Origin of the sequence: Streptococcus oralis, assembly GCF_001579175.1 — a bacterium.
Taxonomy (GTDB): domain Bacteria; phylum Bacillota; class Bacilli; order Lactobacillales; family Streptococcaceae; genus Streptococcus; species Streptococcus oralis_O.
Window position 1 is genome coordinate 38,584 of the sequence record NZ_KQ970761.1, and the last position, 25,311, is coordinate 63,894.

Genomic DNA, 25,311 nt, shown 5'->3' on the forward strand with positions numbered 1-25,311 from the left:
CGCCCTAAGCTCTGGGTAAAAAAGATAGATTTTCTTGTGTTCATCGAACACTTCGTCAATCTCCTATTTTTACTGTGAGCTTTTTACGGGCTTTGTATCTTAGTTATAAACCACCACCATGGCTGGGCGTAGGATGCGGTCATGGAGTTTGTAGCCTTTTTGGAAGACTTGGGCGATGGTATCTGCTGGATGTTCATCGTCTGCTGGGATTGTTTGAATGGCCATGTGATAGTTAGGGTCAAATTCGCCGTCAGCTGCGATTTCTTCAATTCCTTCATCTTTCAAAGCGTGAACCAAGCTCTCTTGCACCATCTCCAATCCTTTTTTGACATCGTCTGTCAAACCTTCAACAGCCAGAGCACGTTCTAAGTTGTCGAGCGATGGTAAGATTGCTTTCGCCAAATCTTGACTACGATAACGTTGCAAGTTTTGACGTTCTTCATTGGCACGGCGTTGAATATTTTGCATTTCTGCATGAGCGCGAAGGTATTTGTTTTCGAACTCATCCGCACGTTCATTTGCCAAGTCCAACTCTGACTTTTCAGGAGTTGTTTCTTCAGTTGTTTCCACAACTTCCTCTTCTTTCATTTCTTCGTTTTTTTTATCTTGGGCCATTTTCGCCTCCTTTAATGATTTCAATCTTAATGTACTTCGTAATGATTACTGCTGAGATAGCGATAAAAATCTGTCAACTTCATGGTCAAAACACGATTGACCACATTGACTTGGTTGACCAATTGCTGGTAATCCAGATTGACCGGACCGATAATCGCTAGAATTCCAAAACCCCGATAAGGAATGAGGAATTTACTGCTAATCACTGCTAGGTCTGCCAGACAAGACTCTTGACTGTCCGCAACACGCACATTTTGCATCTGATCTTCATGCAGACCTTCACGAATTTCCAAGGCCACCTTCTGTGGTTGGTCAAAGAACTGATAGGCTGCTAGATTGGCAAAATTCAAGAGATTAACCTTGCCAGATACTACAATGTTTTCGTTGAACATTTCTTTAAAAATGTGTTCAAAGAGATCCATGACATTGTCCGTTGTCGTAAAGTAACGCTGGATAATCTGCGGAATCTCCGTCCGAATCTTGTAGTGAATATCCAGAACGGTGTGACCGAGGAAACGTTCCTGAATGATGCTCTTCAGTTTCAGCAAATCTTCCTGCAAGAAATTTCTTGGAATCAAAAACTGACTGGTAACCGTTCGAGACTCGTCTAGGGTGAAAACTGCAAGAGCAGTATGTTGTCCTAGAACGACAATATCGAAGGCCGTCAGGCGCTGTCTACTCGGCTCAACATCCAGTGCTACTACCGTACAGCCACTCAAGTCTGTCAGTAAATTGGCAGCCTCTTGCAAAATATCCTCTAGTTTGAAGAACTCCTGATCAAAGGCTTTGACAATCTCATAAACCTCATTTTCAGCCAGTCGATCAAAAGCCAAGGAGTGTTTTACATAGTACTGAAAACCAGCCACACTAGGCATCCGACCACTTGAAGTATGAGCTTTCTCAAGCAACCCTTGTTTTTCTAGAGCTGCCATATCATTACGAATGGTAGCACTACTAGAATTAATAGACTCTTGTAGCGCTTTGGATCCGACAGGTTCGTGCGTTTTGGTAAAGATGTCAATAATCAGATTTAAAATATCCTGCTGACGTTCTGTAACCATCTCATCACTCCTCTCTGTCAGATCGATTAGCACTCGATACACACAAGTGCTAACTCATGATTCTATTATACACCCTTAGAAGAGAATGTCAAGACAAAAACTCAAAAAATTAGCACTCTTTTGTCAAGAGTGCTAAAAATCAGTCTAAAGACCTAGAATCTTACTTTTTATCTACTTGGTATTTCCTTTTTAGTCTGAAATAACCATAGATTAGATAAGAAATCATGAGACCGTAAATACCGATAATAAGGAAGAAAGATGAAGAGAGATTTTCTCTATATAGAATCAAACAAACAACAAGCCCACCCAAAAGGGTAGCTATAGAGGAACGGAGTCTAGAAATTACCATTTCCCATCTAAGAGCATGATTCCTATAGAATACTTGATCCTCCGGAAGTAAATTAGAAGCCGGTTTACGAAGAATTGAACAAAAACCTGTTTCTATCAATTCCCAACCGCTATTTCTAAAATCTTGCAGTTCATGCTTATACTTTTTAAGAAATCTAGAATCATAGATATGATAGATGACATCATCTGGCTCACTTTCTTCAAAATAGAAAATCCACCATCTACTCGTTTTATATCTCCAACCTTGCAAATACATTTCACGTAAATAGTCTTCTTCCTTATCATAATCAAGAATGCCAAACATCCGAAATTGTACCTTGCTATTCATTGTCTCACCTCCAAATTAGAAAACAGGCATTGTTTCATTTATCAGATAATTCCTTCCACTTTTGAAACAATCTCCAAAAAATATAAGAAATCTGAATCGCAAAAATAATTAATAAAACACAATCTATTATGAAAATCAAAAATACTTCCCAACTGAAAGAACTAGCTCCACTGACAAACTTTGAGAAAACCGGTAGTAGAGCTAAAAAGAGAAGCAAAATAGGAAGCATCCGCCTCGTTAAAATCCGTTTGACCACAGCTAACTTCCCGGCCGCGTCATTATAAATTTCAAACTCGGCATCCGATTCAATTTCAAAATGTGCTTTTCTAAAGTAGGAAAAACCATTAAAGTCTGTAATATGCTCCCATCCACAGTCTTTAAACAGTTGCAAATAGGAGGCTCTCTCTGATTTTTTCATTGGATAAAAGTCTAACTGATAAGACACCTGCTCCGGTTGGCACTTTTCAAAGGTATACTTAACTGCAAACAACAAGATAGAGTAGGTTACTTCCTTGAGTTTCCACCCCTCAGCATGCATTTTTCTAAGATATAAAGCCTCTCTATCATAATCCGCAATGGTAGCAATTCTATAAATAACCTTCTTTCCCATCATCCTTCCTCCCGACTGTTTCTGTAGAGCCGCTCAATACGTTTCAATTCAATATCTAAGACTTTGCGTCCCAAATCTGTTATCTGATAAATTTTCCGTTTTTCCTCTTCTCGGACAAAGAAAACCAAGCCATCCTTTTCCATCTTTGACAAGGTCCCATACATAGTTCCAGGACTAATCGAAACTTGCGAATCTGTCATCTCCTTGACCTTTTGTGTGATACCATATCCATGGTTCTCCTTCTGTAAACAAAACAAGATATAAAAACCCGTTTCAGTCATGGGAAGGTAAACACGCCTAATCTTATCTGTTAATTCCATTTAACCACACCTCCTATTCAGTTCGATATATCGCACTTCGTTATATAAACTATATCACACCTCGATATAAAATGCAAAAAAAGATCACCCTCAGGCGATCTTTCTTCTATATTAGTAAAGATCTAAATAATTATCAACTTCCCATTGTGAAACAAATGTTGCATAGCTAGCCCATTCGATACGCTTAGCTTCAAGGAAGCTCGTATAGATGTGTTCACCTAGGGCCGCCTTAACCACTTCATCTTCTGTCAAAGCTTTCAAGGCGTTATGAAGCGTTGATGGAAGATCGGTAATTCCAGCTTCCTTACGCTCTTCTGCTGTCATGATGTAGATGTTTTCTTCGATCGGAGCAGGAGCCTCGATTTTGTTTTCAATACCATGCAAACCAACTTCCAAAAGAACTGCCATCGCGATGTATGGGTTTGCCATTGGGTCCACTGAACGCAACTCAAGACGAGTTCCCATACCACGTGAAGCCGGTACACGAACTAGTGGCGAGCGGTTACGACCAGCCCAAGCAATGTAAACTGGCGCTTCATAACCAGGAACCAAACGTTTGTAGGAGTTAACTGTTGGGTTCATGATAGCAGTATAGTTATAGGCATGCTTAATCAAACCACCAAGGAAATGGTAGGCTGTTTCAGACAACTGCATGCCTCTCGGATCTTTTGGATCAAAGAAGGCGTTATTCCCATTCTCATCAAACAAGGACATATTACAGTGCATACCTGATCCAGCAATACCAAATTTTGGTTTCGCCATAAAGGTTGCGTAAAGACCATGTTTGCGAGCGATGGTTTTTACTACAAGCTTAAAGATTTGAATCTTATCACAAGCACGGAGGACTTCATCATACTTGAAGTCAATTTCATGTTGACCAACCGCAACCTCGTGGTGACTTGCTTCTACTTCAAATCCCATTTTAGTCAAGACATTCACAATCTCACGACGTGTATTGTCCGCAAGGTCAGTAGGCGCCAAATCAAAATAGCCACCCTTGTCATTCACTTCAAGTGTCGGATCCCCATTTTCATCCAACTTAAAGAGGAAGAATTCTGGTTCTGGTCCAAGGTTGAAGGATTTGAATCCTACTTCCTCCATGTGACGAAGAGCACGTTTGAGGTTGCCACGAGGGTCACCTGCAAATGGCTCACCTTCTGTTGTATAGACATCACAGATCAAACCTGCAACACTTCCATTTTCATCTCCCCAAGGGAAGACTGTCCATGTATCCAAGTCTGGGTACAAGTACATATCTGACTCATTGATACGTACAAAACCTTCAATAGAAGATCCATCAAACATAGCTTTGTTTGACAAGACCTTATCTAACTGTTCATCTGTAGCAGGAATTTCGACGTTTTTCATGGTTCCCAGAATATCTGAAAACATGAGACGGATAAAGGTAACATTTTTTTCCTTGACTTCACGACGAATATCTGCAGCTGTGATTGGCATGGGTTTTCTCCTTAATATATGACTACTTGCGATTGCCTAACCGCGACCAAAAGGTGACTGCGCTGAAGCAAAGCGCCCCTGCTGGAGGAGTTCATTGTGGAGTGCACGACGCACTTCCGTCTGACTCACGGCTTTCTTGGACTTCGCCTCGCGTTCAGCATATTTTTTCTTAATCGCAGCAATATTATGACCTTCAGAGATATAATCTTTGATTTCAAGTAGACGATCCATGTCATTCAACGAATACATGCGACGGTTTCCTTCGTTTCGATCAGGTTTGATCAACTCTTGATCTTCATAATAACGAATCTGACGCGCCGATAGATCGGTCAATTTCATCACACTGCCGATAGGAAAAACTGCCATATTTCGGCGAAATTCTCTTTCCTTCATTTACAATTTCCTTCTTCCTGTCTATTATAGTCTAAAAAAAGACAAACGTCAACGAATAATGTCATAAAATGTAACATTATTTTCTTTTTTTCTCCCAAAAGAGTTTCAGTTGCTCAATATCATAATTTACAAGGATTGCGACAAAAACTCCCATAAATGTTTCAAATACGCGCGCAAAAACGTACAAAAATGTTTCTCCGCTTGGTATTGATAGGGTAATGATTAACATAGCCGCTACACCACCGATAACTCCTGCCTTGTTGTTCATGGCGACATTTGTCATAATGGTTAACATGGTGCAAATTGGAACAACTAGTAAGGTTACCCAAAAGGCTCCATGAAATAAAGTGTTTAAGAGGAAAAAGACAAGGGCGTAAAAACCGCCAATACTATTTCCTAAGATACGCGAAGTTCCAAAATGGACACTCTTATCAAAGCTCTCTCGTAAACTGAAGACCGCTGTTAATGCTCCGATTTGAAGCCCCTTCCAGCCAAAAAAACCAAAAATCAAGAGAACTATAAATACAGCTATCCCCGTTTTGAAAGTTCGCATACCAAGCTTGAACTGTGACTTATCAAATTTATATTTTTTAAAATAACTCATAATCTCAACTTTCTACTACCATTTTAACATAAATTAGTTGATTTTATGAGTGAAAATCAATAGGAAGCGTTTTTAATTTCTGGATATAAAAAAGAGGAAACAGAGTTCCTCTTTTCATCGTTTCATTTAGGAAAGCTTATTTTTCTGTAAGTGCAGCCAAACCTGGCAATACTTTACCTTCAAGAAGCTCCATTGAAGCTCCACCACCAGTAGAGATCCATGAGAACTTATCTGCACGTCCAAGGTTGATGGCTGCAGCAGCTGAATCACCACCACCGATGATTGATTTCACGCCTGGTTGTTTCACGATAGCATCCATGACACCGATTGTACCAGCTTGGAAGTCAGGGTTTTCAAATACACCCATAGGTCCGTTCCAGACAACTGTTTTGGCACCAGTCAAGGCTTCGTCAAATTTAGCGATAGATTTAGGACCGATATCCAAACCAAGGAAGCCTGGATCAACTGCTTCACCTTCAGTGTCTTTCACTTCAGTGTAGTCCGCAAATGCGTTTGCTTCTTTTGAGTCAACTGGCAAGATCAATTTGCCGTTTGCTTTTTCAAGAAGAGCTTTCGCAACATCCAATTTGTCTTCTTCTACAAGTGAGTTACCGATTTCGATACCTTGTGCTTTGTAGAATGTGTAAGTCATCCCACCACCGATAAGGACTTTATCAGCTTTTTCAAGCAAGTTTTCGATAACACCGATCTTGTCTGAAACTTTTGAACCACCAAGGATAGCCACGAATGGACGTTCTGGAGCTTCAACTGCTTCTTGGATGTAGGCAATCTCGTTTTCAAGAAGGAAACCAGCAACTGCTTTTTCAACGTTTGCTGAGATACCAACGTTAGATGCGTGTGCACGGTGAGCTGTACCGAATGCATCGTTTACGAAGATACCATCTCCAAGTGATGCCCAATATTTACCAAGTTCAGGATCGTTTTTAGATTCTTTCTTGCCGTCAACATCTTCGAAACGAGTGTTTTCAACCAAGAGAACTTGTCCATCTTCAAGAGCGTTGATCGCAGCTTCCAATTCAGCACCACGAGTGACACCTGGAAGGAAAGCAACGTCTTGACCCAATTTAGCTGCCAAGTCAGCAGCTACTGGAGCAAGTGATTTACCAGCTTTGTCTGCTTCTTCTTTTACACGGCCAAGGTGAGAGAAGAGGATAGCACGTCCACCTTGTTCAAGGATGTACTTGATAGTTGGAAGAGCTGCAGTGATACGGTTGTCGTTGGTAATCACGCCATCTTTTACAGGTACGTTGAAGTCAACACGAACGAGAACTTTTTTCCCTTTCAATTCAACGTCTTTAACAGTCAATTTTGCCATTAGATATGACTCCTTCTTTTTTTATACGTGTTAATTATATCACAAAATCAGCAAAAGAGATAGCAAAACCCTAAACTTTTCTTGTTCTTTCTTACAACTAAAATTAAGATTTTTTAAAATCAAATCTAGAAAAACTTTATCAAATAAGTAATCAAAGCAAGATAAAATAATCAAAACAAGGCCTGACTGATCTGCAGCCAAACCTTGTTTTTAGTTGTTATGAGGAAATCCAAGAATTCTAAATCGATTAGTCTTCTTTTTTCTTTCTAGCAAGCAAGCCGTAGCCACTCATTACTCCGAGAAGTCCCATAGCTACTAGACTGGCATCTGTTTCTACACCAGTATTTGGAAGTTGATTTGTTGCTTTTTCAACTTTTGCCAATGCTGCTAAAGACGCTTGGTCTGTTGTTTGTGAGTCTAGCTCTTCTTTTGTTCCAACTTCTGTGATTTCTGGGACAGCTTCCTTGAGAACTTCAGTTGAAAGAAGAGTGCGTTTGCCTTGGGCATCTACTTCTACTAGACGACGAATTTGACCTTCTTCTCCTGCTTGAATTAGCTGGTGTTGTCCTTTGAGAAGCTCGGAGTTTGGTCGTTCCTGACGTTCAAAGGCCACTGTATCCTCTTCAATTTCTAGTTTCGAAATTTCTAAAACTAGGTCTTTTACTCCCTCGGCCGGTTGGTTGCTTGACAGAACTTTTGTTCCAACTTCTGTGATTTCTGGGAGGGCTTCCTTGAGAACTTCAGTTGAACGAAGAGTGCGATTGCCTTGGGCATCTACTTCTACTAGACGACGAATTTGACCTTCTTCTCCTTTTTGGACAAGTTGACGTTGTCCTTTGAGAAGCTCGGCGTTTGGTCGCTGCTGACGTTCAAAGGCCACTGTATCCTCTTCAATTTCTAGTTTCGGAATTTCTAAAACTAGGTCTTTTACTCCCTCGGCCGGTTGGTTGCTTGACAGAACTTTTGTTCCAACTTCTGTGATTTCTGGGATAGCTTCCTTTAGAACTTCAGTTGAACGAAGGGTGCGATTGCCTTGGGCATCTACTTCTACTAGACGACGAACTTGGCCTTCCGCTCCTGCTTGAACTAGCTGGCGTTGTCCTTTGAGAAGCTCGGCATTTGGTCGCTCCTGACGTTCAAAGGCTGTTGTTTCAGTTTCAATAACTAGTTCAGGGAGGACTTCAACTGTTGGAGTCACTTCATTTGGATCCATGCTTCCAACATGATTGCTTTCTTCTGCAGGTGCTAGTTTCTTATTCAACTTTTCTTTCATGTCCGCAAAAGCTTGTGGAGTTGGTGTTTGTGAAGACAACAAAGCTTCAGCTTGGGCAATCAACTCATCTTGAGAATCTTTTTCACGGACGGATTCGAGCAAACCTTCCAATTCTTCTCTAGCTGTCTGATAACGTTGATTTCCATCCAAGTCTGTCCCTGCTTGTTTCAACTCATTCAAAGCCCGGTTGACTTCTTCTTGGCTAGCATTATGATTTTCTGCTACAGTTTTCGCTGCATTGAGCTTCTCTACTAGTACAGCTTGTTTGTCCTCACTTGAGAAGGTATAGGCAAGGGTTGACTGGCGACTTTGGGCAGCAGTGATTTCTTGTTTGAGGTACTCATCGTTGACAGCTGCTTTTGGAGAAACCAAGACATCGAACTCAGCTGTGTGCCCCTTATAATGCAGGGTCAAGGTCTGGCGTCCAGTCTTCTGAGCATCATAGCCCGTTATTTCAACACCTTGGTCCGTAAAGGCATGACTTTCTTCTGTCTCATCATCATAGAGGACACCGAAGCGACCTTCAGAGAAATCCAGTTGATCCCCTACTAGATAGTCTGTTTTTGGTTTCTTAGTAATATACAAGCCCGCTACTTCTTTTGGTTTTCCTTCATCCTGTCCTGTCACTTGAACTTTTAGATCACCTGACACTGGTAAACCAAGGTATTGAAGTGTTAGGTTTTGTTCCCCTTTTTGATGAGCATCGTATCCAGATACCGTCACACCTGAGTGAGTAAGGTTAATCAGCTCGTCGGCTTGTCCCCCTTCGTATTGAACACGGAGTGTTCCGCCTCTGAGGTCCAGTTTTTCTCCCTCTTTATAAACCGTCTTCTTAGGTCCTTTTTCAAGGCTAACAGATTTAATTTTTCTTTCATCATGCGGAATCGCTACAGCCAAGGTGTTACTGATTTCTTTGCCAGGTAATTGGGTACGATAGTAGAGGAGAGTTGGTTGCTTGTCAAAGCCCAATGGTGCTGTTGCTAGATCGCCACCAGTTTCAGTCTTCAAGGTTGCAATTGGTGTTTGTGAATCTGCCTTGTCGTAAACGGTGATGGTTGCGCCTGCTGGAACATCAGAGAAGCCTAGTTGAACTTGGTGGTTTCCAAGTGAACGAGCAGCTACCTTAGCCATTGGAATATTTTGACTTTCTGTGTCCAAGGTTTCGTACATCTTCCAGTTGTAGATACGAATGGCCTTCCAAGGTGTTCCGTTATCAGATGTAATGACATGCAAACGCCAGTCTTGGGCAGTGATTGGTTTATCAAGAGTGATATCCGTCACGTGCGCTTTATTGCCACGGACTTCCTTAGCTAGTTTCCACTCGCCATCTGTATCCTTGTAATAAAGATCAAAGTCCTTGGTGTTCATCAAACCATCGTTAACAGACTCACCACCAGCCCCCGCATGATCCATCACCCATCTGACAACACGACGTGGTTGAGTCAAACGAATATCGACACTACCGATCAATTGTCCTGAAGACCACTTGTCTGACAGACTTGTAATCGTACCGTTCAACATGCCTTCGATGCCTTCCCCGCCTTCAGTATTGGGAAAAGTGCTACCAATAACCGTTGCCCCTGGAACAATATTTTCAGCCAAAGGTCTTGGGAGAGTTGCATCCTGAACAGTCATCCCCCAGTTGAATGACGCTGTTGCAGCTTCTGAACGGAGGCCATTTTTACCAACTGCAACGACTTTCAATTCTTGAGTCCTACCAGTCGCATTAGCAGAACGGCTAACTTTTGGCAAGTAGATGGTTGAAGCAGATGAACCTGTCAACAAACGCCAGTTATCCCCGTCTTTTTCGTAGACTTCATAGAAATCCGCATCTTGGTTACCCGAAAATTGAACCACTGCTTCAGCTTCTTGGGCATTCTTAAGAGACTGTTTCACTACTGAGAGACCTGTAGGTGCTTGTGGCGCTTGGTGATTGTCCGTGATCGTTAATTGTCCTAGGTTGAACTGATAATCTTTTACAGCACCTTCATGTTCGAAGAAGAGTTTAACTGCATAGATGGTTTTACCTGCCAGTGAGCTAAGGTCAAATTCTTCATTTGTCCAGTTTTCAGAAAGAGTCAGTTCTTTCCATGCAGCTGCATCCTCAAATTTGTAGTCTGGAGTCGTAGAGAAGGCCATATAAACTTTGGAGCCTTTTCCTCCCTTATGGGCAACCCGAAGTTTGGTTTTCTCCGTTACTTCTAGTTTAGTAGAATACAAATTCACATCTTGGTCCGTCTTACCAGCTACATCACCTGAGAATTTAAGGGAGTTTCCGCCATTGTAGGCATCTGTAAAGTCATATTCTGCACGGAGTTTTTCCCCCGTTGAAGTCTGCCACCAGCGCCATGTTGGCAAGACACCTGAAACAGAACGGTAGTTCCATTCAGAATCCTTAGAAACTTTGCCGTCTACAAACCACTTTCTACCATGACCTGTATTAAAAGAGGTAGTGAAGGTCCGGCCTACTGCTGGAGTGCGGTCCGCAACTAAATTGGCAATTCCATACCACTCTTTATCACCTGGTTTTTGAGCCGTTGGATCCCCTTGGTAACCTGTGAAGAAGATGTCTTCGTTCTTGTGGTAGTCTTCACCTGTTTTTCCTAGACTGGTAATCGTATCTGGCGCAAAGAGTCCAAGTGACAAGCGCAACTTGCCATTTTCATCTAAGAGAGCATCCCAGTTGACCTTGGTCTTATATGATCCACCTTGTTGTAATTCCAAGCCTGCAAAGACATCATACTGGCTACGTTCTAGCCATTTTGCCATCTCTACAGAGTGGTCATTCTTTTCCTTGTTCCAGTTGAAGTTAGCAAAGAATTGATCTGCAGGGACCTTGTCTCCTTCTTTTTGCATAAACTGGTAGTTGTAATCACCAAGACCATCTTCGTGGTAACGACCGTATTTGTAGGTCATGGCATCGTACCAAGCATACTTGATTGGATGGTTGACCTTAGCTGCGTATTCTTTTGTATAGAGCATGAATTGGCGCATTTTTTCACCAAGAGGTGCTACCAATTCCCCCGTTGTCTCCTGGTTGATGAAATAGCCATCAAAGCCATAGTATTTAGCGAGATCAACAAGTTTACGTGCAATCGGGAAGGTGCCATCTGCGTCTTGTTTCAAGGCAGCTGCAAATTTTTCTTGGTCGGCAATGCTGTTTGACCAGTTGAAGAAGAGGGTTCCATAAACAGGAACACCATTACGGTGGCCTGCATCAATGACATCTGGAGTTGGAACTAGGCCTTCCCAGAAAACCATTGAATCCAAATATTGCCAGTAATCGAAGGCGTAGGCCTTGAATTCTTCTCCACCAACAGAAGCGTGGTCTTTAGCCTTTGAGTTGGTATTTGCTAGCGCCTGAACTTTAGCTCTTCTGCTTGCTTTTTCGTTAACCAACTGACCTCTATGGCGCTTGGCGAGTTCAACTGAGGAACGATTGATGGGATCATCCTCACGCGCACCCGGTTCCCATTTCAACAAATCATCCCAAGTATCAAATTTGATTTCTTTTGGTCGGAGACTCTTCTCTTCATTTTTAGGAACGTCTGCTAGACTTGGTTTGTCGGCTTTATTGTCAGCCACTTGAGGAGTTTCCTCAGGCTTGACTCCTTCTTTGTCAGTTGCTGGGGCTAGCTCCTCAACTTTTTCTGTCGGAGCTGGCTTTGCCTCTTCTTTTTCATTGAGCAAATCAGCTATTGCTGGAGTGTTTTCTGAAATGGGTTGCTCCGCTACTTTGTTTTCTGTTTCCTCTAATTGTTTTTCGAGAGCTGCAGTATCTGGACTCGCTGTTTCACTCGCGCTTGTAGCTTGGGCGCTCGTATTTGCAACTGCCTCAGGGACAGCAACCTGTTCTGCAAGAGCTGGGCTCGCAAATAGAGCTGAACCAATCATCAAGGAACAAGCTCCGATTGACAGTTTTCGAATACTGTAACGGCAACGTTTTTCAAAAAATAGATTCTTCATCTTATCCTCCTAATATAATAAAAAGTAAGCGCTTTACTTTTTAGATAAAAAGCAACTGTTCTTAGTGGACACCACCCGAACAGGATCATCTTCATTTTATCCTATATGAAAGCGATGTCAATATACTTGACACAAAAACTATAACTAGGATAATAATCAGTAAAATTTGGACACAATCCTATCATTTGACTCTCTTACAGTAAATTTATCCTCTATTTTTAAAGAAAGTTATCTTTTTCTTATGAAAATTTCCATTAAACACTTGTTAGATTTCCTATTATCCTTTAAAATAGAATAGGAGAAATTCCGCGATTATTTTTCGGAGGAAAAAGAAATGTCCATTAATTGGCAGGAAATTTTATTTCACTTTTTAGGTGGTCTGGGACTATTCTTATATAGTATCAAGACCATGGGAGACGGTTTGCAACAAGCTGCTGGAGATCGCCTTCGTTTTTACATTGACAAATATACCAGCAATCCCTTCTTCGGTGTGCTGGTTGGTATCGGTATGACGGCGCTGATTCAATCAAGTTCTGGTGTTACAGTCATTACAGTAGGACTTGTCAGTGCAGGACTTTTGACCTTGCGTCAGGCTATCGGTATTGTCATGGGTGCCAATATTGGAACCACCGTTACATCCTTTATCATCGGTTTTAAGCTAGGAGATTACGCCTTACCTATGCTCTTTATCGGAGCGGTTTGTCTCTTCTTCACCAAGAATCGCTCCATCAATAACATCGGACGAATTATCTTTGGTGTAGGAGGTATCTTCTTCGCTCTCAATCTTATGAGCGGTGCAATGGAACCCCTAAAAGACCTGCAAGTCTTTAGAGACTACATGGTTGAACTAAGTAAGAGTCCTATTCTAGGTGTCTTTGTCGGAACTGGACTGACCCTACTCATTCAGGCTTCATCCGCAACTATCGGTATCTTACAGAACCTATACGCAAGTGGTTTGATTGACCTACAAGGTGCCCTACCGGTCTTGTTTGGTGATAATATCGGAACGACCATTACAGCCATCATTGCTTCTCTTGGAGCCAATATCGCTGCCAAACGTGTTGCTGGTGCCCACGTTGCCTTTAACGTGATTGGTACGGTTATCTGTATTGTCTTCCTTGTACCTTTCACGGGCTTGATTCAATGGTTTGAATCGGCGCTCAATCTAGCTCCAGAAATGACCATTGCCTTTGCACACGGGACCTTTAATATTACAAATACCATTATCCAGTTCCCATTCATCGGTGCCTTGTCTTACATTGTGACCAAGCTCATTCCTGGTGAAGATGAAGTTGTTAAATACGAGGCTCTCTACTTGGATGAACAACTCATCAAACAGGCGCCTTCTATCGCTCTAGGAAATGCCAAAAAAGAACTGCTTCACTTGGGGAACTATGCTGCAAAAGCTTTTGACCTTTCCTACGACTACATCATCAATCTAGATGAAAAACTAGCGGAAAAAGGCCACAAGACTGAAGAAGCAATTAACACAATTGACGAAAAACTCACTCGTTACCTGATTAGCCTTTCAAGCGAATCCTTGAGTCAAAAGGAAAGTGAAATCCTAACCAACATCCTCGACTCGTCTCGTGATTTGGAACGGATTGGAGACCACGCAGAAGGGTTAATCAACCTAACAGACTATCTCCAACGCAAGAATGTTCAGTTTTCTGAGGCCGCTTTGAAAGAGCTAGCTGAGATTTATCACGCTACCACTGAGTTCATCAAAGATGCCCTTGATAGTGTGGAAAACAATGATACTGAGAAAGCACAAAGTCTAATTGAACGCCATAAAGAAATCAACAATATGGAACGCATTCTCAGAAAGACCCATATCAAACGCCTTAACAAGGGTGAGTGTTCTACACAAGCTGGAGTCAACTTCATCGACATCATTTCCCACTACACTCGTGTATCTGACCACGCCATGAACCTTGCTGAAAAGGTCATCGCTGAACAAATTTAAAAGGTAAGAAGCCACCTTAACTTAGGTGGTTTTTTTCGTCTCTTAATCAAGAAAATTTTTTCTAACGTAAAAAAATGCTTTGATTCACAGTGGAATCAAAGCATTTTAAAAAGTTCACCAAACATAATAGCAGAAACTGCAGTGCCTCTGTACTTGGCTTCTTCTCTTTTGATAAAACGAGCCAAGTTGATCAATTCAGGTGCTGGGTGTTTGGGATTGGTGAGCAATTCACGGGTGACCAGTCCTGAGAGACGGACTGCTAGTAACTGCTCATTTGTAGTAGGCAGTTTCTTAGCAGTCTCTAGGAGAGCAGCGACTAAATCGTCACTCAAGCCCTGACGGGCATGGTTGTAGAGGTCTTTTATTAAGCTTTCTAGATTTGCTTCCGCCATCCCGAGCAACCTCCCTTATGTTTAATAATTTTTAATCAAATCAACCGTTGAACGATCCAATTTTTTCACCAAGGCTTGCAAGAAAGCTTGAGCTTCTAGGAAGTCATCCATCGCGTAGAGAGTTTGGTGAGAATGGATATAACGAGCGCAGACACCGATAGTTGTAGATGGGACACCACCATTTTTCAGATGAGCTGCTCCAGCGTCCGTTCCGCCTTTTCCACAGTAGTATTGGTACTTGATTCCAGCTTCTTCAGCCGTTGTCAAAAGGAAATCCTTCATACCCGGGAGAAGCAAGTGACCTGGATCGTAGAAGCGAATCAAGGTGCCATCCCCAATCTTGCCTTGGCCACCGTAGACATCACCAGCAGGTGAACAGTCAACTGCTAGGAAGACTTCTGGGTCAAACTTAGTTGTGGAAGTATGAGCGCCACGAAGACCAACTTCTTCTTGGACGTTAGAACCCAAATAGAGTTCATTGCCAAGTTTTTGACCTGACAAGGCTTGAGCTAACTCGCTCACCATGAGAACACCGTAGCGATTGTCCCAAGCTTTGGAGATGATATTTTTTTCATTGGCTGTTAGGATTGCACTACTATCTGGAACGATAGTGTCTCCAGGACGGACTCCAAAGCTTTCTGCTTCAGCCTTGTCCGCAAAACCACCATCAAAAATGATATCAGAGATAGCTGGCATGCTGGGTCCACCTGTTCCACGTGTCAAATGTGGAGGGACAGAACCTGAAATCACAGGAATTTCACGACCGTCACGAGTAAAGAGTTTAAAGCGTTGGCTGCTGACTACCATTGGATTCCAACCACCGATTTCAACGACACGGAAGGTACCATCTGGCTTAATCTCGCTGACCATAAAACCAACTTCGTCCATGTGAGAAGCGACCAAAACACGGGGCGCATCGGCAGCTTCTGAATGTTTAATACCAAAAATACCACCCAAGCCATCTGTCACCACTTCATCCACATGCGGAGTCAACTTCTCACGAAGATAGGTACGGACAGGCGCTTCATGACCTGAGATCGCAGCAAGCTCGGTCACTTCTTTAATTTTTGAAAATAATGTTGTCATATCAGTTCCTTCTTTCTGTCCTCCATTTTACCACTTTTTATAGGAGAAGGGTAGTGGAAATCTTAATCTTCCAACTTTCTTTCTAGAGTAAACAAAAAGAATCAGGCTGATTCTTTTTGTTTATGATTTCGTTTGAGTGAAAAGTGGTCTGGGACGGGATCCTTGCCTATTTTCGACCAGGGATGACAACGTAAAATCCGAGCCAAGCCCATCAAAACACCCTTGAAGCCATGTTTTTCAATAGCCTGAATCATGTAGTTGGAACAAGTAGGCTCAAAGCGACAAGAGGGTGGAAAGGCCGGTGAGATAAAACGTTGGTAAAAGCGTACTGGCGCTATTAAGATCCGTTTCATTATTTCTTGGTTACAGCCATAGTGTGTAGTTGGCTGATTTCTTTTTTATTAAGACGACGGGCTTCGCCTGGACGAAGACCAGTCAAATCTAGATGTCCAAAACGTGTACGAGACAACTTGTCCACTTGGAGGCCGACAGCTTCAAACATCTTTTTAACCTGATGGTTACGTCCTTCATGGATAGTCAACTGTACTACAGAGCGATTTTTAACTGGATCCACTTTGAGAATCTCATAGACAGCTGGCTTGGTTTTCTTGCCATCAATCTCAAGACCACGAGTCAAGGGGCGGAGATTGTCCTTATTGGCCACACCTTTAACACGCGCGACATAGACCTTGTCAATCTCATTACGGGGGTGAATCATTTCATCCGTAAAATCACCATCATTGGTCAAAATCAAGACACCTGATGTATCCCAGTCCAAACGTCCCACAGGGTAAATACGTTCTTTGACATTAGGCAAGAGGTCCACAACAGTCTTGCGGCCCTTGTCGTCTGTCACACTGGAAATCACTCCACGTGGTTTGTTAAGCAGATAGTAGACCTTTTCTTCGTTGTAGATAGGTTGACCTTCCACTTCGACCTTGTCACCAGACTTGATGGTCGTTGCGAGTTCACGCACCACTTGGCCGTTAACCGTCACCAAGCCTTGCTTGATCAACTCTTCTGCTTTTCTCCTACTGGCCACACCTGCGTGGGCAATATATTTATTGATTCTCATCTTCTTCTATCCTTTCACCAAATAATTGGCTTTCTTGAGCTTGAATCTCAAGCTCATCAATCACTGGCAATTCTTCCAAATGATTGATTCCCATGTAATCTAAGAAATAATCCGTAGTCACATAGAGATTGGGACGACCCAACACCTCTTTTTTTCCATCTTCTCTTATCAATTCAAAAGCTTGTAGCTTAGCTAGAGCTCCACTAGAATTAACCCCACGAATAGCATCAATCTCAATTCGGGTAATCGGTTGCTTGTAGGCAATGATGGACAAGGTTTCAAGAGCAGCCCGAGACAAGCTCTGGTTGATGGGTGCCTTGGAGTATTCCTTCAAAATCGCTGCAAATTGAGGCTTGGTAACCAATCTGTATGCACCACCTGTCTCGATCAGGGACAAGCTCGAATCTGGGTCTTTTTCATACTTCTGGGCTAATTTTTCTAAACTCTGTTGGATGCCTGTCGGTGGAAGTGAGAGGAGTTCAGCCAACTGACGAACCCGAATCCCATCTTCACCTGCTACAAACAAGAGCGCTTCTATTTCTGCTAAAGTACTCATCTTTCCTCTCTATCAAGTCTAGCTTTGTGCCTCTTGACTTTCTTCCTTCTTTTCCATGAGATAGATATCTCCGAAACTCTCCTCTTGCACAAGGATCAGTTCCTGAGTTTTGATTAACTCTAGGGTCGCCAAAAAGAGGGTAATAACCTCTTGAACATTCTGGGCTTCCTTGAACAAATCCTGCAAACGCAACTGGTCTCGTCCTGTCAAGGACTCTTTTACAATGACCATCATATCCTCAATCTTATACTCATCCCGCAGGATGGTCGTGTGGTTCTGAGCGAATTCCTCTTTTTTCTTGGCTAGAATATTTGAAAAAGCCAAAAAGAGGTCAATGGTCGTCCTGTCATGTACAAGCTCCGCATCTTCGTAAATCAACTCTGTCGGCGCTTTGGAATAGTACTGGGCCCGATCTTTGTGCTTAGCCTCCAAGTGCTCACCCAGGAGTTTGAACTTGCGGTATTCTTCGATTTGGGAGAGAAGGTCCTGCTCCAAGTCATCCTCTAAGTCTGTCACTTCTGCTACCTTTGGCAAGAGCTTGCGACTCTTGATCAGCATCAGCTGACTAGCCATGACCATATACTCGCCCGTCACTTCCAGACGCATGGCCTGCAGAGTTGAGACATAGGCTAGATACTGTTCGATAACTTCTGTAATGGGCACATCGTAAATATCCATCTGGTACTTAGAAACCAGGTGCAAGAGTAAGTCCAGCGGCCCTTCAAAATCTTTTAATTTAATATCCATTATCTATATTTTTCTAAGGTCAGGACTGTTTTTAATCCTAGTTTTTTTGAAATTTCGTACAAATCGACCTTATTTTCTATCTGTCTTAGAATGAACTGTTCCCGTAAGGCTTGGGCTGATAGTTCTGGGAAACCTTTCTCCTTGACAAAGGACTCCAGCTGACGAAAGGCCCACTGACGAGAATAGGTTTTCCCACTCCTTTCAAAGAGATAGGTCTGCCCCATCAAGGGTTCTAGCTCTGGAATCAAGGGCGTAGGAAAGGTGACAATCCTCTGTTGGGAAGCCTTGTTAATTCGCAACACCTGAAAATCCAGATTGATATCTGCAATCTTGAGAGATAAAATCTCGCTTGGCAAGAGTCCCATTTCTAGGATTAAGAGCGCTAGCAAGCGTCCTTCTGGATAATTACTTTCCTGCCAAAAAGAGTCTAAGTCTAGAATTTCTGGTTTTTCAATCTTCTTTTCAGCTTGTTTAGCTAATTCCAGGCGGTAAAAACTGTCCACTTCTCCTTTTCGATAGAGAAAGTAGAGAAATTGGTTGCAGGCCGAAAGTTTTCGCTTCTGGGCGCTGATTTTTAGATTGGCTAGCTGGGCTTGGTAAATCTTAAGACTAGTCTCAGAAATCCGTTCCCCTACCATGTCTAAAAATTGCTCCAAATCATACTTATAAGACTGCTTGGAATTGGCAGACAAGTCCTGTTTTTCCTCTAAAAAGGCTGAAACCCTATCTCTCATTTGCATCGAATCTCATATTCCTTACTAAAGTCATGCAAAAGAGCATTGACGGCTTTGAGGATAGACTTGCGCGTGATGATTCCTTGAAAAATCCCTTCATCATCTACCACTGGCAAGAAGGGTTCATCCACCAGTTTATGGAGGACCTCTGTGATGTTATAGTCTGGAGCGACAACTGCCACATCCGTCTTGGTCATATTGACGATGTCTGTCGTTGCCATCTGTTCATCTGTCAAACCTTGCTCCATTTGATATGCCAAAATGTCTCTCAGACCAATGGTTCCAACAAAGCGTTTGTCAAAGGTCACAACTGGGATACGAGTATAGGTGATTTGGCTCAGCACCAAAATTGCATGGTCGGCATTGTGGGTATCAATCAAGGCTGCTAGATTCTCAGCAGGGGTAAGAAAAGTTTCTTCCTGCTCCAATAAAAATGCTTCAAATTCCTTGGCAATCATCGAGCAAACTCCTTGGACAAGCCTGGATAAACCTCATGGTCACGTGTCAAAAAGTCTACTTTAAAATAGCTGTCATCAATCTCCACTCGAGCATAGAGACATTCTCTGATAGTCCCTCGTGGTTGGCTGATGGAGCCTGGATTTAGAAAAAGAGTCTTGCCTTCCATCCAAGCATTTGGCACATGCAAGTGACCATAGAGACAGATATCGGCATCTTCTTCCTGAGCCCAGTAGTCCAACTTTTGAAAGTTGAAATTGATGTCAAACAAGTGTCCATGCGTCTGGATGATCTTAGTGGGACCAAGTTGAGTTACCAAACGTTCTGGGTAGCCAGCATAAAAGTCCATGTTGCCTTTGACGACATGGATGCCTTCCCAGAGCGGAGAGTCTGGACGGAGTTCTGAGTCACCATCGTGAAAAATGGCATCAACTTTCCCCAGATAACGATCACGAATTTCTTCCACAATCAAGCTATCTCCATGAGAGTCACTCATTACAATGATGGTTTGCTTTGCCATGATGGAAATACCTCCAAAAGTTTCTTAACGGCTAAGGCACGGTGGGATTGGCTATTTTTTTCTTCAAGGGTTAATTCAGCTGCTGACTTACCTGCCTCTCCCACAAGGAAGAGCGGGTCATAACCAAAGCCATTTTCACCCTTGGGTTCAAAGTTGATATAACCTGGCCAGTCAGCTTCAACCACCAAGCTTTCCTTGTTTGGACTAGCTACGACTAGGGTTGTGTGGAATTGAGCCGAACGGTCCTTGAGTTCAAAGACCATGGCCAATTCGTGCAAGAGTTTGGCATTGTTTTCACGGTCGGTTGCTCCCACACCTGCAAAACGGGCTGACCAGACTCCTGGCAAACCGCCGAGGACATCGACTTTGAGACCTGAGTCATCTGCTAGCACCATCTTGCCTGTTAATTGGGAAATAGTTTCTGCTTTAAGTCGAGCATTTTCTTCAAAGGTCATCCCTGTTTCAGCTACTTCAGGCAGATCTGGATAGTCATTGAGATTTTCCACATCATAGCCTAACTTGTCAAAGATAGCTCGGAATTCCTTGGTCTTGCCTTCGTTACGAGTCGCGATAAGCAAGGTTTCTCTAACCTTGTTTGTCTCAAAGAAAGCTTGGACATCCACACCTTCACGGGGCAATTCTACGTGTAAAAGTTGCCCATTTTCAACCAAGAGCAGAGCCCCCTGACGTTGGATGACTTCTAGATTGCGACCTGCTTCAGCATTTAAAATCTCAACGATAAAGGAGAGCAGACGGAAGTTAGAAGACCAGCTCATCACCGTTATCGTAATCGGAAAGCCGTTTTCCTCGTCACGAAAAATCCGCGCTAAATCCATAAAATCAAGCTCAAGCGGATCTTTGATAAGACTGTAGATACCTCCATAGACATCCCAGACACCGACATACCAGTCCTGGGCATCCTTGTATTCATAAATTTTATTTGTCATAAAGTTACATGCTCCACATGAATCTCTTTTTCCAGCCATTCTGCTCCAATCTGGGCAAAACTTTGGCTATTGGCTGTTGTGTAAAAACGATGTTGAAGAGGTCCCGCATCTCGGCTACGATTGATTTCAAAATAGTTAAGCAAAACCGAGATATCCCGCACACACTCTGCCCCACTATCGATGAGCTGAACCTTTGGTCCCATAACATTTTGGATGATAGGGCGAAGGAGTGGGTAATGGGTACAACCCAAAATCAGGCTATCCACCTTTCCAACCAAGGGACGCAGGGTTTCATAGACCACTTTCTTGGTGACACTGGTTGACAGGGCACCAGACTCCACCAAGGGAGCAAACTTGGGACAGGCCAAACTCTCCACCTGTAAATCCGGATCCAGATCATGGATTTTCTGACGGTAGATATCTGATTGGACCGTCATGGGCGTTCCAATGACCCCGATTTTCCCACCTTGACTGGACTTGATAGCTGCCGAAGCTCCCGGCAAAATCACACCTAGGACAGGAATATCTAGTTGGGCCTTGATTTCTTCCCAGACGACCGCAGTCGCAGTGTTACAAGCAATGACAATCATCTTGACATCCTTAGTCAAGAGAAAGTTGACCAACTGCCAAGTATATTCACGGATTTGCTCAGCAGGACGGGGACCATAGGGTGCCCGTGCCGAATCTCCAATATAGACGATTTCTTCATGGGGAAGCTGGCGCATGAGCTCACGAACAACGGTTAAGCCCCCGACACCCGAATCCAAAAAACCAATTGGTCGATTATCCATACAGTCTTCTTTCTAGTCTTTTTTCTGATTGATAGTTCATCATAATTACTCGTCCTAAATGAACGGATAGACAGCTTGATAGAATGGCAACTGCCTCTCTCTTAATCATAATCAAATATCAATAGAATGCAAGGAAAAAGTCTTATCCTTGAGAACTATTGAACATAGTGAGAAGTCTGGAACTTTCATCCCAGACTTTTCCTATTTATTTCTTTTTATTGTTAGCAAGGGCTGCTTTTTGTTGACGGATGATTTGGTGGTAAACTTGTTGTACCTTGGCTTCGCTTGGTTTTTGACCATTTGCACTCAAGAGAGCACGAACTGCCTCAGCGTTCAAACGTGGGTTGTCCGCAAATTCTTTTTCGATTTGCTTACGAACCAAGTACATCCCTCCAAGAGCTCCTCCTAGAAAAGCTAACACAATCAAGATAATTGCTAAAAGTAAATCCATTCTTTTTCTCCTGTTTCTTTTTGAGTCTTCTATATTATACCACAAAGTGGCTTTCCTGACTAGTTTGTTTTACGCTTTCAAGAGAGGGGATTGACAGAAAAAAGGAGCCCTGGATTTCAATGAAAGAGAGCTCCTTGCTGTATTTATTTTACATAAATAGTCAGCGTTTGATACGGTTTCAGAAGAATTTTTTCTGATACTTCTTCATCTTCATAGTTTGAAATCAGAATCTGTCCATTTTGGTAGGCTGCTGGTAGCTCAATTTCTACTTCTGTGGCATAAAAGTTATTGAGAACCAGTAATTTTTCATCCTTATACTGACGTTCAAAAGCATAAACTTGCTGACTGTCTTCAAAGGCTGGTTTGTAACTTCCTTCTGAGATGATCGGCATTTCCTTACGAAGTCGAATCAAATTTTGGTAGAAGGCGAAAATTGGGCCTTTGATTTCATTTTCTACGTTGATCTGAGGGTAGGATTTTCCTGCCTTCAGCCAAAGAGTCCCTTTTGTGAAACCAGCATTTTCTGAAGCATCCCACTGCATGGGAATTCGTGAGTTATCACGTGACTTGGCCTGAATAATCCGGAAGGCTTCTTGCTCACTTTTCCCTTCTTTTAAGAGCATCTGATAAGCATTGATGGACTCGACATCCACATAATCATCCATGGAATCATAGTCTGGGTCAACCATTCCAATTTCCTCACCCATGTAGATATAAGGTGTCCCACGTGACAGGTGAATGCTGGCAGCCAGCATGGTCGCCCCTTCCTTGCGGAAATGTTGAATATCGACAAAACGATTCAAGGCACGTGGTTGGTCGTGATTGTTCCAAAAGAGGGCGCTCCAGCCGTTTTTGTCACTCATTTCCTTGCCCCAGCTATGGTAAAGTCTTTTCAACTCTTCGAAATCAAAGGGAGCCAAAGTCCACTTCTGTCCATCCTTGTAGTCCACCTTGAGATGATGGAAATTAAAGGTCATGGATAACTCCTGACGGTCAGGTGACGAATAGAGGACACAGTTTCCCATGGTTGTCGAGGACATTTCCCCAACTGTCATAAAACCGTCGTCAGAACCGAAGGTCGCTTCATTCATCATGCGCAAATAGTCATGAACGATGGGCTTGTCTGTGTAAGCTGGCTTTCCTTCATTTTCAGGACAATCTGCTAAGACCTCATCCTTGCCAATCAAATTGATCACATCAAATCGGAAACCTTTGACTCCCTTGTCTCGCCAGAAATTAACAACCTTGAAAAGCTCCTTGCGAACATTGGGATTGCGCCAATTAAGGTCAGCCTGGGTCTCGTCAAAGAGGTGGAGGTAATATTTCCCTGTATCCCCGAAAGGCGCCCAGGCAGAGCCACCAAACTTAGACTGCCAGTCTGTCGGTTGGTCTTGGATGAAGAAAAAGTCCTGGTAGTACTGGTCACCAGCTAGGGCTTTCTGAAACCATTCGTGTTCTGTCGAGCAATGATTGAGCACCATATCTAACATAAAGTCAATCTTGTGCTCTTTACCGACACGTACCATCTCTTCAAAATCAGCCATATCACCAAAAAGAGGATCCACTGCCATATAATCTGAAATATCGTAACCATTATCCCGCTGGGGGCTTGGATAGAATGGATTGAGCCAGACCATATCAACGCCCAGTTTGGCTAGATAGGGAATTTTTTCGATAATCCCACGGAAATCCCCAATACCATTTCCAGTGGTGTCTTTGTATGATTTTGGATAGATTTGATAGACTACTTTTCCTTTATCAAGTGCCATCTGTTTCTCCTTTTCTGATAAAAGGGAGGAACTGATGTTCCTTCCCTATTTGTTTTATTTCAATTATACTCAATGAAAATCAAAGAGCAAACTAGGAAGCTAGCCGCAGGTTGCTCAAAGCACCGCTTTGAGGTTGCAGATAGGGCTGACGTGGTTTGAAGAGATTTTCGAAGAGTATTAGATTCGTGTAGCGACCATGAGGGCTGCCCCAGCTTGGATAGTTGTTGGATAAGTTCCAGTGATAGTCGCTGTATAAGCATCTTGGTTCGTGATGATAACTGGAGTTTCTGTCACGAGACCTGCACCCTTAATGACATCTATATCAAAACGAATCAATTTCTGACCTATTGTGACATGGTCTCCTTGGGCTACAAGACTTTCAAAACCTTTGCCATCAAGACCTACTGTATCCATACCGATGTGGATGAGCAATTCTACCCCCTCATCAGAGACAATACCGATGGCATGCTTGGTAGGGAAAAGAACCGTCACTGTCCCATTGACTGGAGAAGTCAACTCACCTTGGCTTGGTTCAATGACTAGACCTTGTCCCATAACGCCTGATGCAAAAACAGGATCCGTCGCTTGACTCAATTCTTTCACTTGACCAGTCAGTGGGCTGACAATTTCTACTGGAGCAAGGGTTACTGGTTCATGACTGACAAATTCTGCCTCTTCTTGGGCAACGAATTCTGCCTGCAAGGCTGCATCGTCCTCTGTCTTTGTAAAGAGACCTGCCTTACGGAAGAAGAAAGTCAAGAGCATTGGTACAACAATAGCAACTAGCATGGTTCCTGCAAATGGCAGCATGTATTGAGGTTGAATAGAAAGGATACCTGGTAAACCACCGATACCGATAGAAGCCGCAGTTACATTGAAAGTAACGGACAACATTCCTGCAAGGGCTGAACCAATCATTCCAGCTACAAATGGATAGATGTATTTGACATTGACCCCAAAGAGGGCTGGTTCTGTAACACCCAGATAGGCTGAAATGGTTGCAGGAAGTGAAATCTGAGCCTCACGCTCATCATGGCGGTGCATGAAATAATAGGCAAATACGGCAGAACCTTGGGCAATATTAGAAAGAGCAATCATTGGCCAGAGGGCAGTTCCGCCAGCATCCGCAATCAATTGTGTGTCGATGGCATTGGTCATATGGTGCAGACCTGTGATGACAAATGGAGCGTAGAGGGCACCAAAAATCGCACCGAAGAGCCACTTAACAGGACCAGTCAAACCTGCCAATACAACCGCTGAGAGTCCTTGTCCGATTGTCCAACCGATTGGTCCCAAAACAGTGTGAGCCAAAATCAAAGCTGGAATCAATGACAAGAAAGGTACAAAAATCATCGAAATGACTTCTGGGATATGCTTGCGCCAGAAAATTTCAAGATAAGACAGACTCAAACCTGCCAGTAAAGCTGGGATAACTTGGGCTTGGTAACCGATACGATTAACAGTAAAGTAGCCAAAATTCCAAACCCAGTTGGCTGCGATTTCTTCTGT

Annotated in this window: 25 protein-coding genes; 1 reads left to right on the plus strand and 24 read right to left on the minus strand. The window is 42.9% G+C overall.

Annotated elements, in window-relative coordinates; translation table 11 throughout:
• Positions 1-99 precede the first annotated feature (99 nt).
• The 10 genes from grpE to SORDD24_RS08665 all read right to left on the minus strand — a co-directional run bounded on the left by grpE (position 100) and on the right by SORDD24_RS08665 (position 12,312).
• Entirely contained in the window at positions 100-615 is a 516-nt protein-coding gene (gene grpE, locus SORDD24_RS08620) for a nucleotide exchange factor GrpE (RefSeq protein WP_061409621.1), read from the minus strand.
• 26 nt (positions 616-641) lie between these two features.
• On the minus strand, positions 642-1,676 hold the full coding sequence (hrcA, locus tag SORDD24_RS08625; RefSeq protein WP_061409623.1) for a heat-inducible transcriptional repressor HrcA: 1,035 nt from the start codon (positions 1,674-1,676) through the stop codon (positions 642-644).
• Between the two features lie 160 nt (positions 1,677-1,836).
• A complete protein-coding gene (locus SORDD24_RS08630) occupies positions 1,837-2,352 on the minus strand; it encodes a DUF2812 domain-containing protein (protein ID WP_061409625.1) in 516 nt (171 codons plus the stop codon).
• A 34-nt stretch (positions 2,353-2,386) separates the two neighbouring features.
• On the minus strand, positions 2,387-2,962 hold the full coding sequence (locus tag SORDD24_RS11990; protein WP_061409627.1) for a DUF2812 domain-containing protein: 576 nt from the start codon (positions 2,960-2,962) through the stop codon (positions 2,387-2,389).
• Positions 2,962-3,282, minus strand: a complete 321-nt coding sequence (locus SORDD24_RS08640) for a PadR family transcriptional regulator (RefSeq protein ID WP_061409629.1) — start codon at positions 3,280-3,282, stop codon at positions 2,962-2,964. The genes SORDD24_RS11990 and SORDD24_RS08640 overlap by 1 nt, the downstream gene beginning before the upstream one ends.
• 111 nt (positions 3,283-3,393) lie before the next feature.
• Complete coding sequence (gene glnA / locus SORDD24_RS08645) at positions 3,394-4,740, minus strand: type I glutamate--ammonia ligase (RefSeq protein WP_061409630.1); 1,347 nt, start codon at positions 4,738-4,740, stop codon at positions 3,394-3,396.
• A gap of 36 nt (positions 4,741-4,776) precedes the next feature.
• Complete coding sequence (gene glnR, locus SORDD24_RS08650; RefSeq protein WP_061409632.1) at positions 4,777-5,133, minus strand: transcriptional repressor GlnR; 357 nt, start codon at positions 5,131-5,133, stop codon at positions 4,777-4,779.
• 76 nt (positions 5,134-5,209) lie between these two features.
• Positions 5,210-5,737 carry an FUSC family protein gene (locus SORDD24_RS08655; protein WP_000119887.1) on the minus strand — a complete coding sequence of 176 codons (528 nt, stop codon included), beginning with the start codon at positions 5,735-5,737 and terminating at the stop codon, positions 5,210-5,212.
• Positions 5,738-5,873: 136 nt separating this feature from the next.
• Entirely contained in the window at positions 5,874-7,073 is a 1,200-nt protein-coding gene (locus SORDD24_RS08660; protein ID WP_061409634.1) for a phosphoglycerate kinase, read from the minus strand.
• Positions 7,074-7,320: 247 nt separating this feature from the next.
• Positions 7,321-12,312, minus strand: coding sequence for an endo-beta-N-acetylglucosaminidase (locus SORDD24_RS08665; RefSeq protein WP_061409636.1), 4,992 nt, complete (start codon positions 12,310-12,312; stop codon positions 7,321-7,323).
• Positions 12,313-12,646: 334 nt separating this feature from the next.
• Between SORDD24_RS08665 and SORDD24_RS08670 the strand changes: the two genes are divergently transcribed.
• The gene (locus SORDD24_RS08670) at positions 12,647-14,278 is read left to right on the plus strand and encodes a Na/Pi cotransporter family protein (protein ID WP_061409638.1); all 1,632 of its coding nucleotides are present in this window, start codon (positions 12,647-12,649) and stop codon (positions 14,276-14,278) included.
• Positions 14,279-14,373: 95 nt separating this feature from the next.
• Here SORDD24_RS08670 and SORDD24_RS08675 read toward each other — a convergent pair whose 3' ends face one another.
• The 14 genes from SORDD24_RS08675 to SORDD24_RS08740 form a co-directional block, all read right to left on the minus strand.
• A complete protein-coding gene (locus SORDD24_RS08675) occupies positions 14,374-14,670 on the minus strand; it encodes a bacteriocin immunity family protein (RefSeq protein ID WP_061409640.1) in 297 nt (98 codons plus the stop codon).
• Positions 14,671-14,691: 21 nt separating this feature from the next.
• Positions 14,692-15,756, minus strand: coding sequence for a glutamyl aminopeptidase (pepA, locus tag SORDD24_RS08680; RefSeq protein WP_061409643.1), 1,065 nt, complete (start codon positions 15,754-15,756; stop codon positions 14,692-14,694).
• Between the two features lie 101 nt (positions 15,757-15,857).
• Positions 15,858-16,109 (minus strand): membrane protein insertion efficiency factor YidD, encoded by a 252-nt coding sequence (gene yidD, locus SORDD24_RS08685; RefSeq protein WP_000821620.1) that lies wholly within the window; start codon positions 16,107-16,109, stop codon positions 15,858-15,860.
• The gene (locus tag SORDD24_RS08690; protein WP_007519228.1) at positions 16,109-16,831 is read right to left on the minus strand and encodes a pseudouridine synthase; all 723 of its coding nucleotides are present in this window, start codon (positions 16,829-16,831) and stop codon (positions 16,109-16,111) included. Before SORDD24_RS08690 ends, yidD begins: the two co-directional genes overlap by 1 nt.
• The gene (scpB, locus tag SORDD24_RS08695) at positions 16,818-17,387 is read right to left on the minus strand and encodes an SMC-Scp complex subunit ScpB (protein ID WP_061409645.1); all 570 of its coding nucleotides are present in this window, start codon (positions 17,385-17,387) and stop codon (positions 16,818-16,820) included. Before scpB ends, SORDD24_RS08690 begins: the two co-directional genes overlap by 14 nt.
• Positions 17,388-17,405: 18 nt before the next feature.
• Positions 17,406-18,134: a segregation/condensation protein A gene (locus tag SORDD24_RS08700; RefSeq protein WP_061409647.1), complete on the minus strand. Its 729-nt coding sequence runs from the start codon at positions 18,132-18,134 to the stop codon at positions 17,406-17,408.
• Positions 18,134-18,868, minus strand: a complete 735-nt coding sequence (xerD, locus tag SORDD24_RS08705) for a site-specific tyrosine recombinase XerD (protein WP_277619893.1) — start codon at positions 18,866-18,868, stop codon at positions 18,134-18,136. Before xerD ends, SORDD24_RS08700 begins: the two co-directional genes overlap by 1 nt.
• Positions 18,865-19,326: a cyclic-di-AMP-binding protein CbpB gene (gene cbpB, locus SORDD24_RS08710; RefSeq protein WP_000560696.1), complete on the minus strand. Its 462-nt coding sequence runs from the start codon at positions 19,324-19,326 to the stop codon at positions 18,865-18,867. The genes xerD and cbpB overlap by 4 nt, the downstream gene beginning before the upstream one ends.
• Positions 19,323-19,844: a metallophosphoesterase gene (locus SORDD24_RS08715; protein WP_001118939.1), complete on the minus strand. Its 522-nt coding sequence runs from the start codon at positions 19,842-19,844 to the stop codon at positions 19,323-19,325. Before SORDD24_RS08715 ends, cbpB begins: the two co-directional genes overlap by 4 nt.
• Positions 19,820-20,830: a nucleoside-triphosphate diphosphatase gene (locus SORDD24_RS08720; protein WP_419579786.1), complete on the minus strand. Its 1,011-nt coding sequence runs from the start codon at positions 20,828-20,830 to the stop codon at positions 19,820-19,822. The genes SORDD24_RS08715 and SORDD24_RS08720 overlap by 25 nt, the downstream gene beginning before the upstream one ends.
• A complete protein-coding gene (gene racE / locus SORDD24_RS08725) occupies positions 20,788-21,582 on the minus strand; it encodes a glutamate racemase (protein WP_000370379.1) in 795 nt (264 codons plus the stop codon). The genes SORDD24_RS08720 and racE overlap by 43 nt, the downstream gene beginning before the upstream one ends.
• Positions 21,583-21,787: 205 nt before the next feature.
• Positions 21,788-22,033, minus strand: coding sequence for a YneF family protein (locus SORDD24_RS08730; RefSeq protein ID WP_000364980.1), 246 nt, complete (start codon positions 22,031-22,033; stop codon positions 21,788-21,790).
• Between the two features lie 143 nt (positions 22,034-22,176).
• Complete coding sequence (treC, locus tag SORDD24_RS08735) at positions 22,177-23,802, minus strand: alpha,alpha-phosphotrehalase (protein ID WP_061409653.1); 1,626 nt, start codon at positions 23,800-23,802, stop codon at positions 22,177-22,179.
• Between the two features lie 177 nt (positions 23,803-23,979).
• Positions 23,980-25,311: PTS sugar transporter subunit IIABC family protein (locus tag SORDD24_RS08740; RefSeq protein ID WP_231082727.1), on the minus strand; the 1,332-nt coding region annotated here is incomplete at its 5' end.

Coding starts and splice junctions, on each gene's coding strand:
- grpE (WP_061409621.1), bottom strand. CDS start 615: ATGGCCCAAGATAAAAAAAACGAAGAAATGAAAGAAGAGGAAGTTGTG.
- hrcA (WP_061409623.1), bottom strand. CDS start 1,676: ATGGTTACAGAACGTCAGCAGGATATTTTAAATCTGATTATTGACATC.
- SORDD24_RS08630 (WP_061409625.1), bottom strand. CDS start 2,352: ATGAATAGCAAGGTACAATTTCGGATGTTTGGCATTCTTGATTATGAT.
- SORDD24_RS11990 (WP_061409627.1), bottom strand. CDS start 2,962: ATGGGAAAGAAGGTTATTTATAGAATTGCTACCATTGCGGATTATGAT.
- SORDD24_RS08640 (WP_061409629.1), bottom strand. CDS start 3,282: ATGGAATTAACAGATAAGATTAGGCGTGTTTACCTTCCCATGACTGAA.
- glnA (WP_061409630.1), bottom strand. CDS start 4,740: ATGCCAATCACAGCTGCAGATATTCGTCGTGAAGTCAAGGAAAAAAAT.
- glnR (WP_061409632.1), bottom strand. CDS start 5,133: ATGAAGGAAAGAGAATTTCGCCGAAATATGGCAGTTTTTCCTATCGGC.
- SORDD24_RS08655 (WP_000119887.1), bottom strand. CDS start 5,737: ATGAGTTATTTTAAAAAATATAAATTTGATAAGTCACAGTTCAAGCTT.
- SORDD24_RS08660 (WP_061409634.1), bottom strand. CDS start 7,073: ATGGCAAAATTGACTGTTAAAGACGTTGAATTGAAAGGGAAAAAAGTT.
- SORDD24_RS08665 (WP_061409636.1), bottom strand. CDS start 12,312: ATGAAGAATCTATTTTTTGAAAAACGTTGCCGTTACAGTATTCGAAAA.
- SORDD24_RS08670 (WP_061409638.1), top strand. CDS start 12,647: ATGTCCATTAATTGGCAGGAAATTTTATTTCACTTTTTAGGTGGTCTG.
- SORDD24_RS08675 (WP_061409640.1), bottom strand. CDS start 14,670: ATGGCGGAAGCAAATCTAGAAAGCTTAATAAAAGACCTCTACAACCAT.
- pepA (WP_061409643.1), bottom strand. CDS start 15,756: ATGACAACATTATTTTCAAAAATTAAAGAAGTGACCGAGCTTGCTGCG.
- yidD (WP_000821620.1), bottom strand. CDS start 16,109: ATGAAACGGATCTTAATAGCGCCAGTACGCTTTTACCAACGTTTTATC.
- SORDD24_RS08690 (WP_007519228.1), bottom strand. CDS start 16,831: ATGAGAATCAATAAATATATTGCCCACGCAGGTGTGGCCAGTAGGAGA.
- scpB (WP_061409645.1), bottom strand. CDS start 17,387: ATGAGTACTTTAGCAGAAATAGAAGCGCTCTTGTTTGTAGCAGGTGAA.
- SORDD24_RS08700 (WP_061409647.1), bottom strand. CDS start 18,134: ATGGATATTAAATTAAAAGATTTTGAAGGGCCGCTGGACTTACTCTTG.
- xerD (WP_277619893.1), bottom strand. CDS start 18,868: ATGAGAGATAGGGTTTCAGCCTTTTTAGAGGAAAAACAGGACTTGTCT.
- cbpB (WP_000560696.1), bottom strand. CDS start 19,326: ATGATTGCCAAGGAATTTGAAGCATTTTTATTGGAGCAGGAAGAAACT.
- SORDD24_RS08715 (WP_001118939.1), bottom strand. CDS start 19,844: ATGGCAAAGCAAACCATCATTGTAATGAGTGACTCTCATGGAGATAGC.
- SORDD24_RS08720 (WP_419579786.1), bottom strand. CDS start 20,830: ATGGCTGGAAAAAGAGATTCATGTGGAGCATGTAACTTTATGACAAAT.
- racE (WP_000370379.1), bottom strand. CDS start 21,582: ATGGATAATCGACCAATTGGTTTTTTGGATTCGGGTGTCGGGGGCTTA.
- SORDD24_RS08730 (WP_000364980.1), bottom strand. CDS start 22,033: ATGGATTTACTTTTAGCAATTATCTTGATTGTGTTAGCTTTTCTAGGA.
- treC (WP_061409653.1), bottom strand. CDS start 23,802: ATGGCACTTGATAAAGGAAAAGTAGTCTATCAAATCTATCCAAAATCA.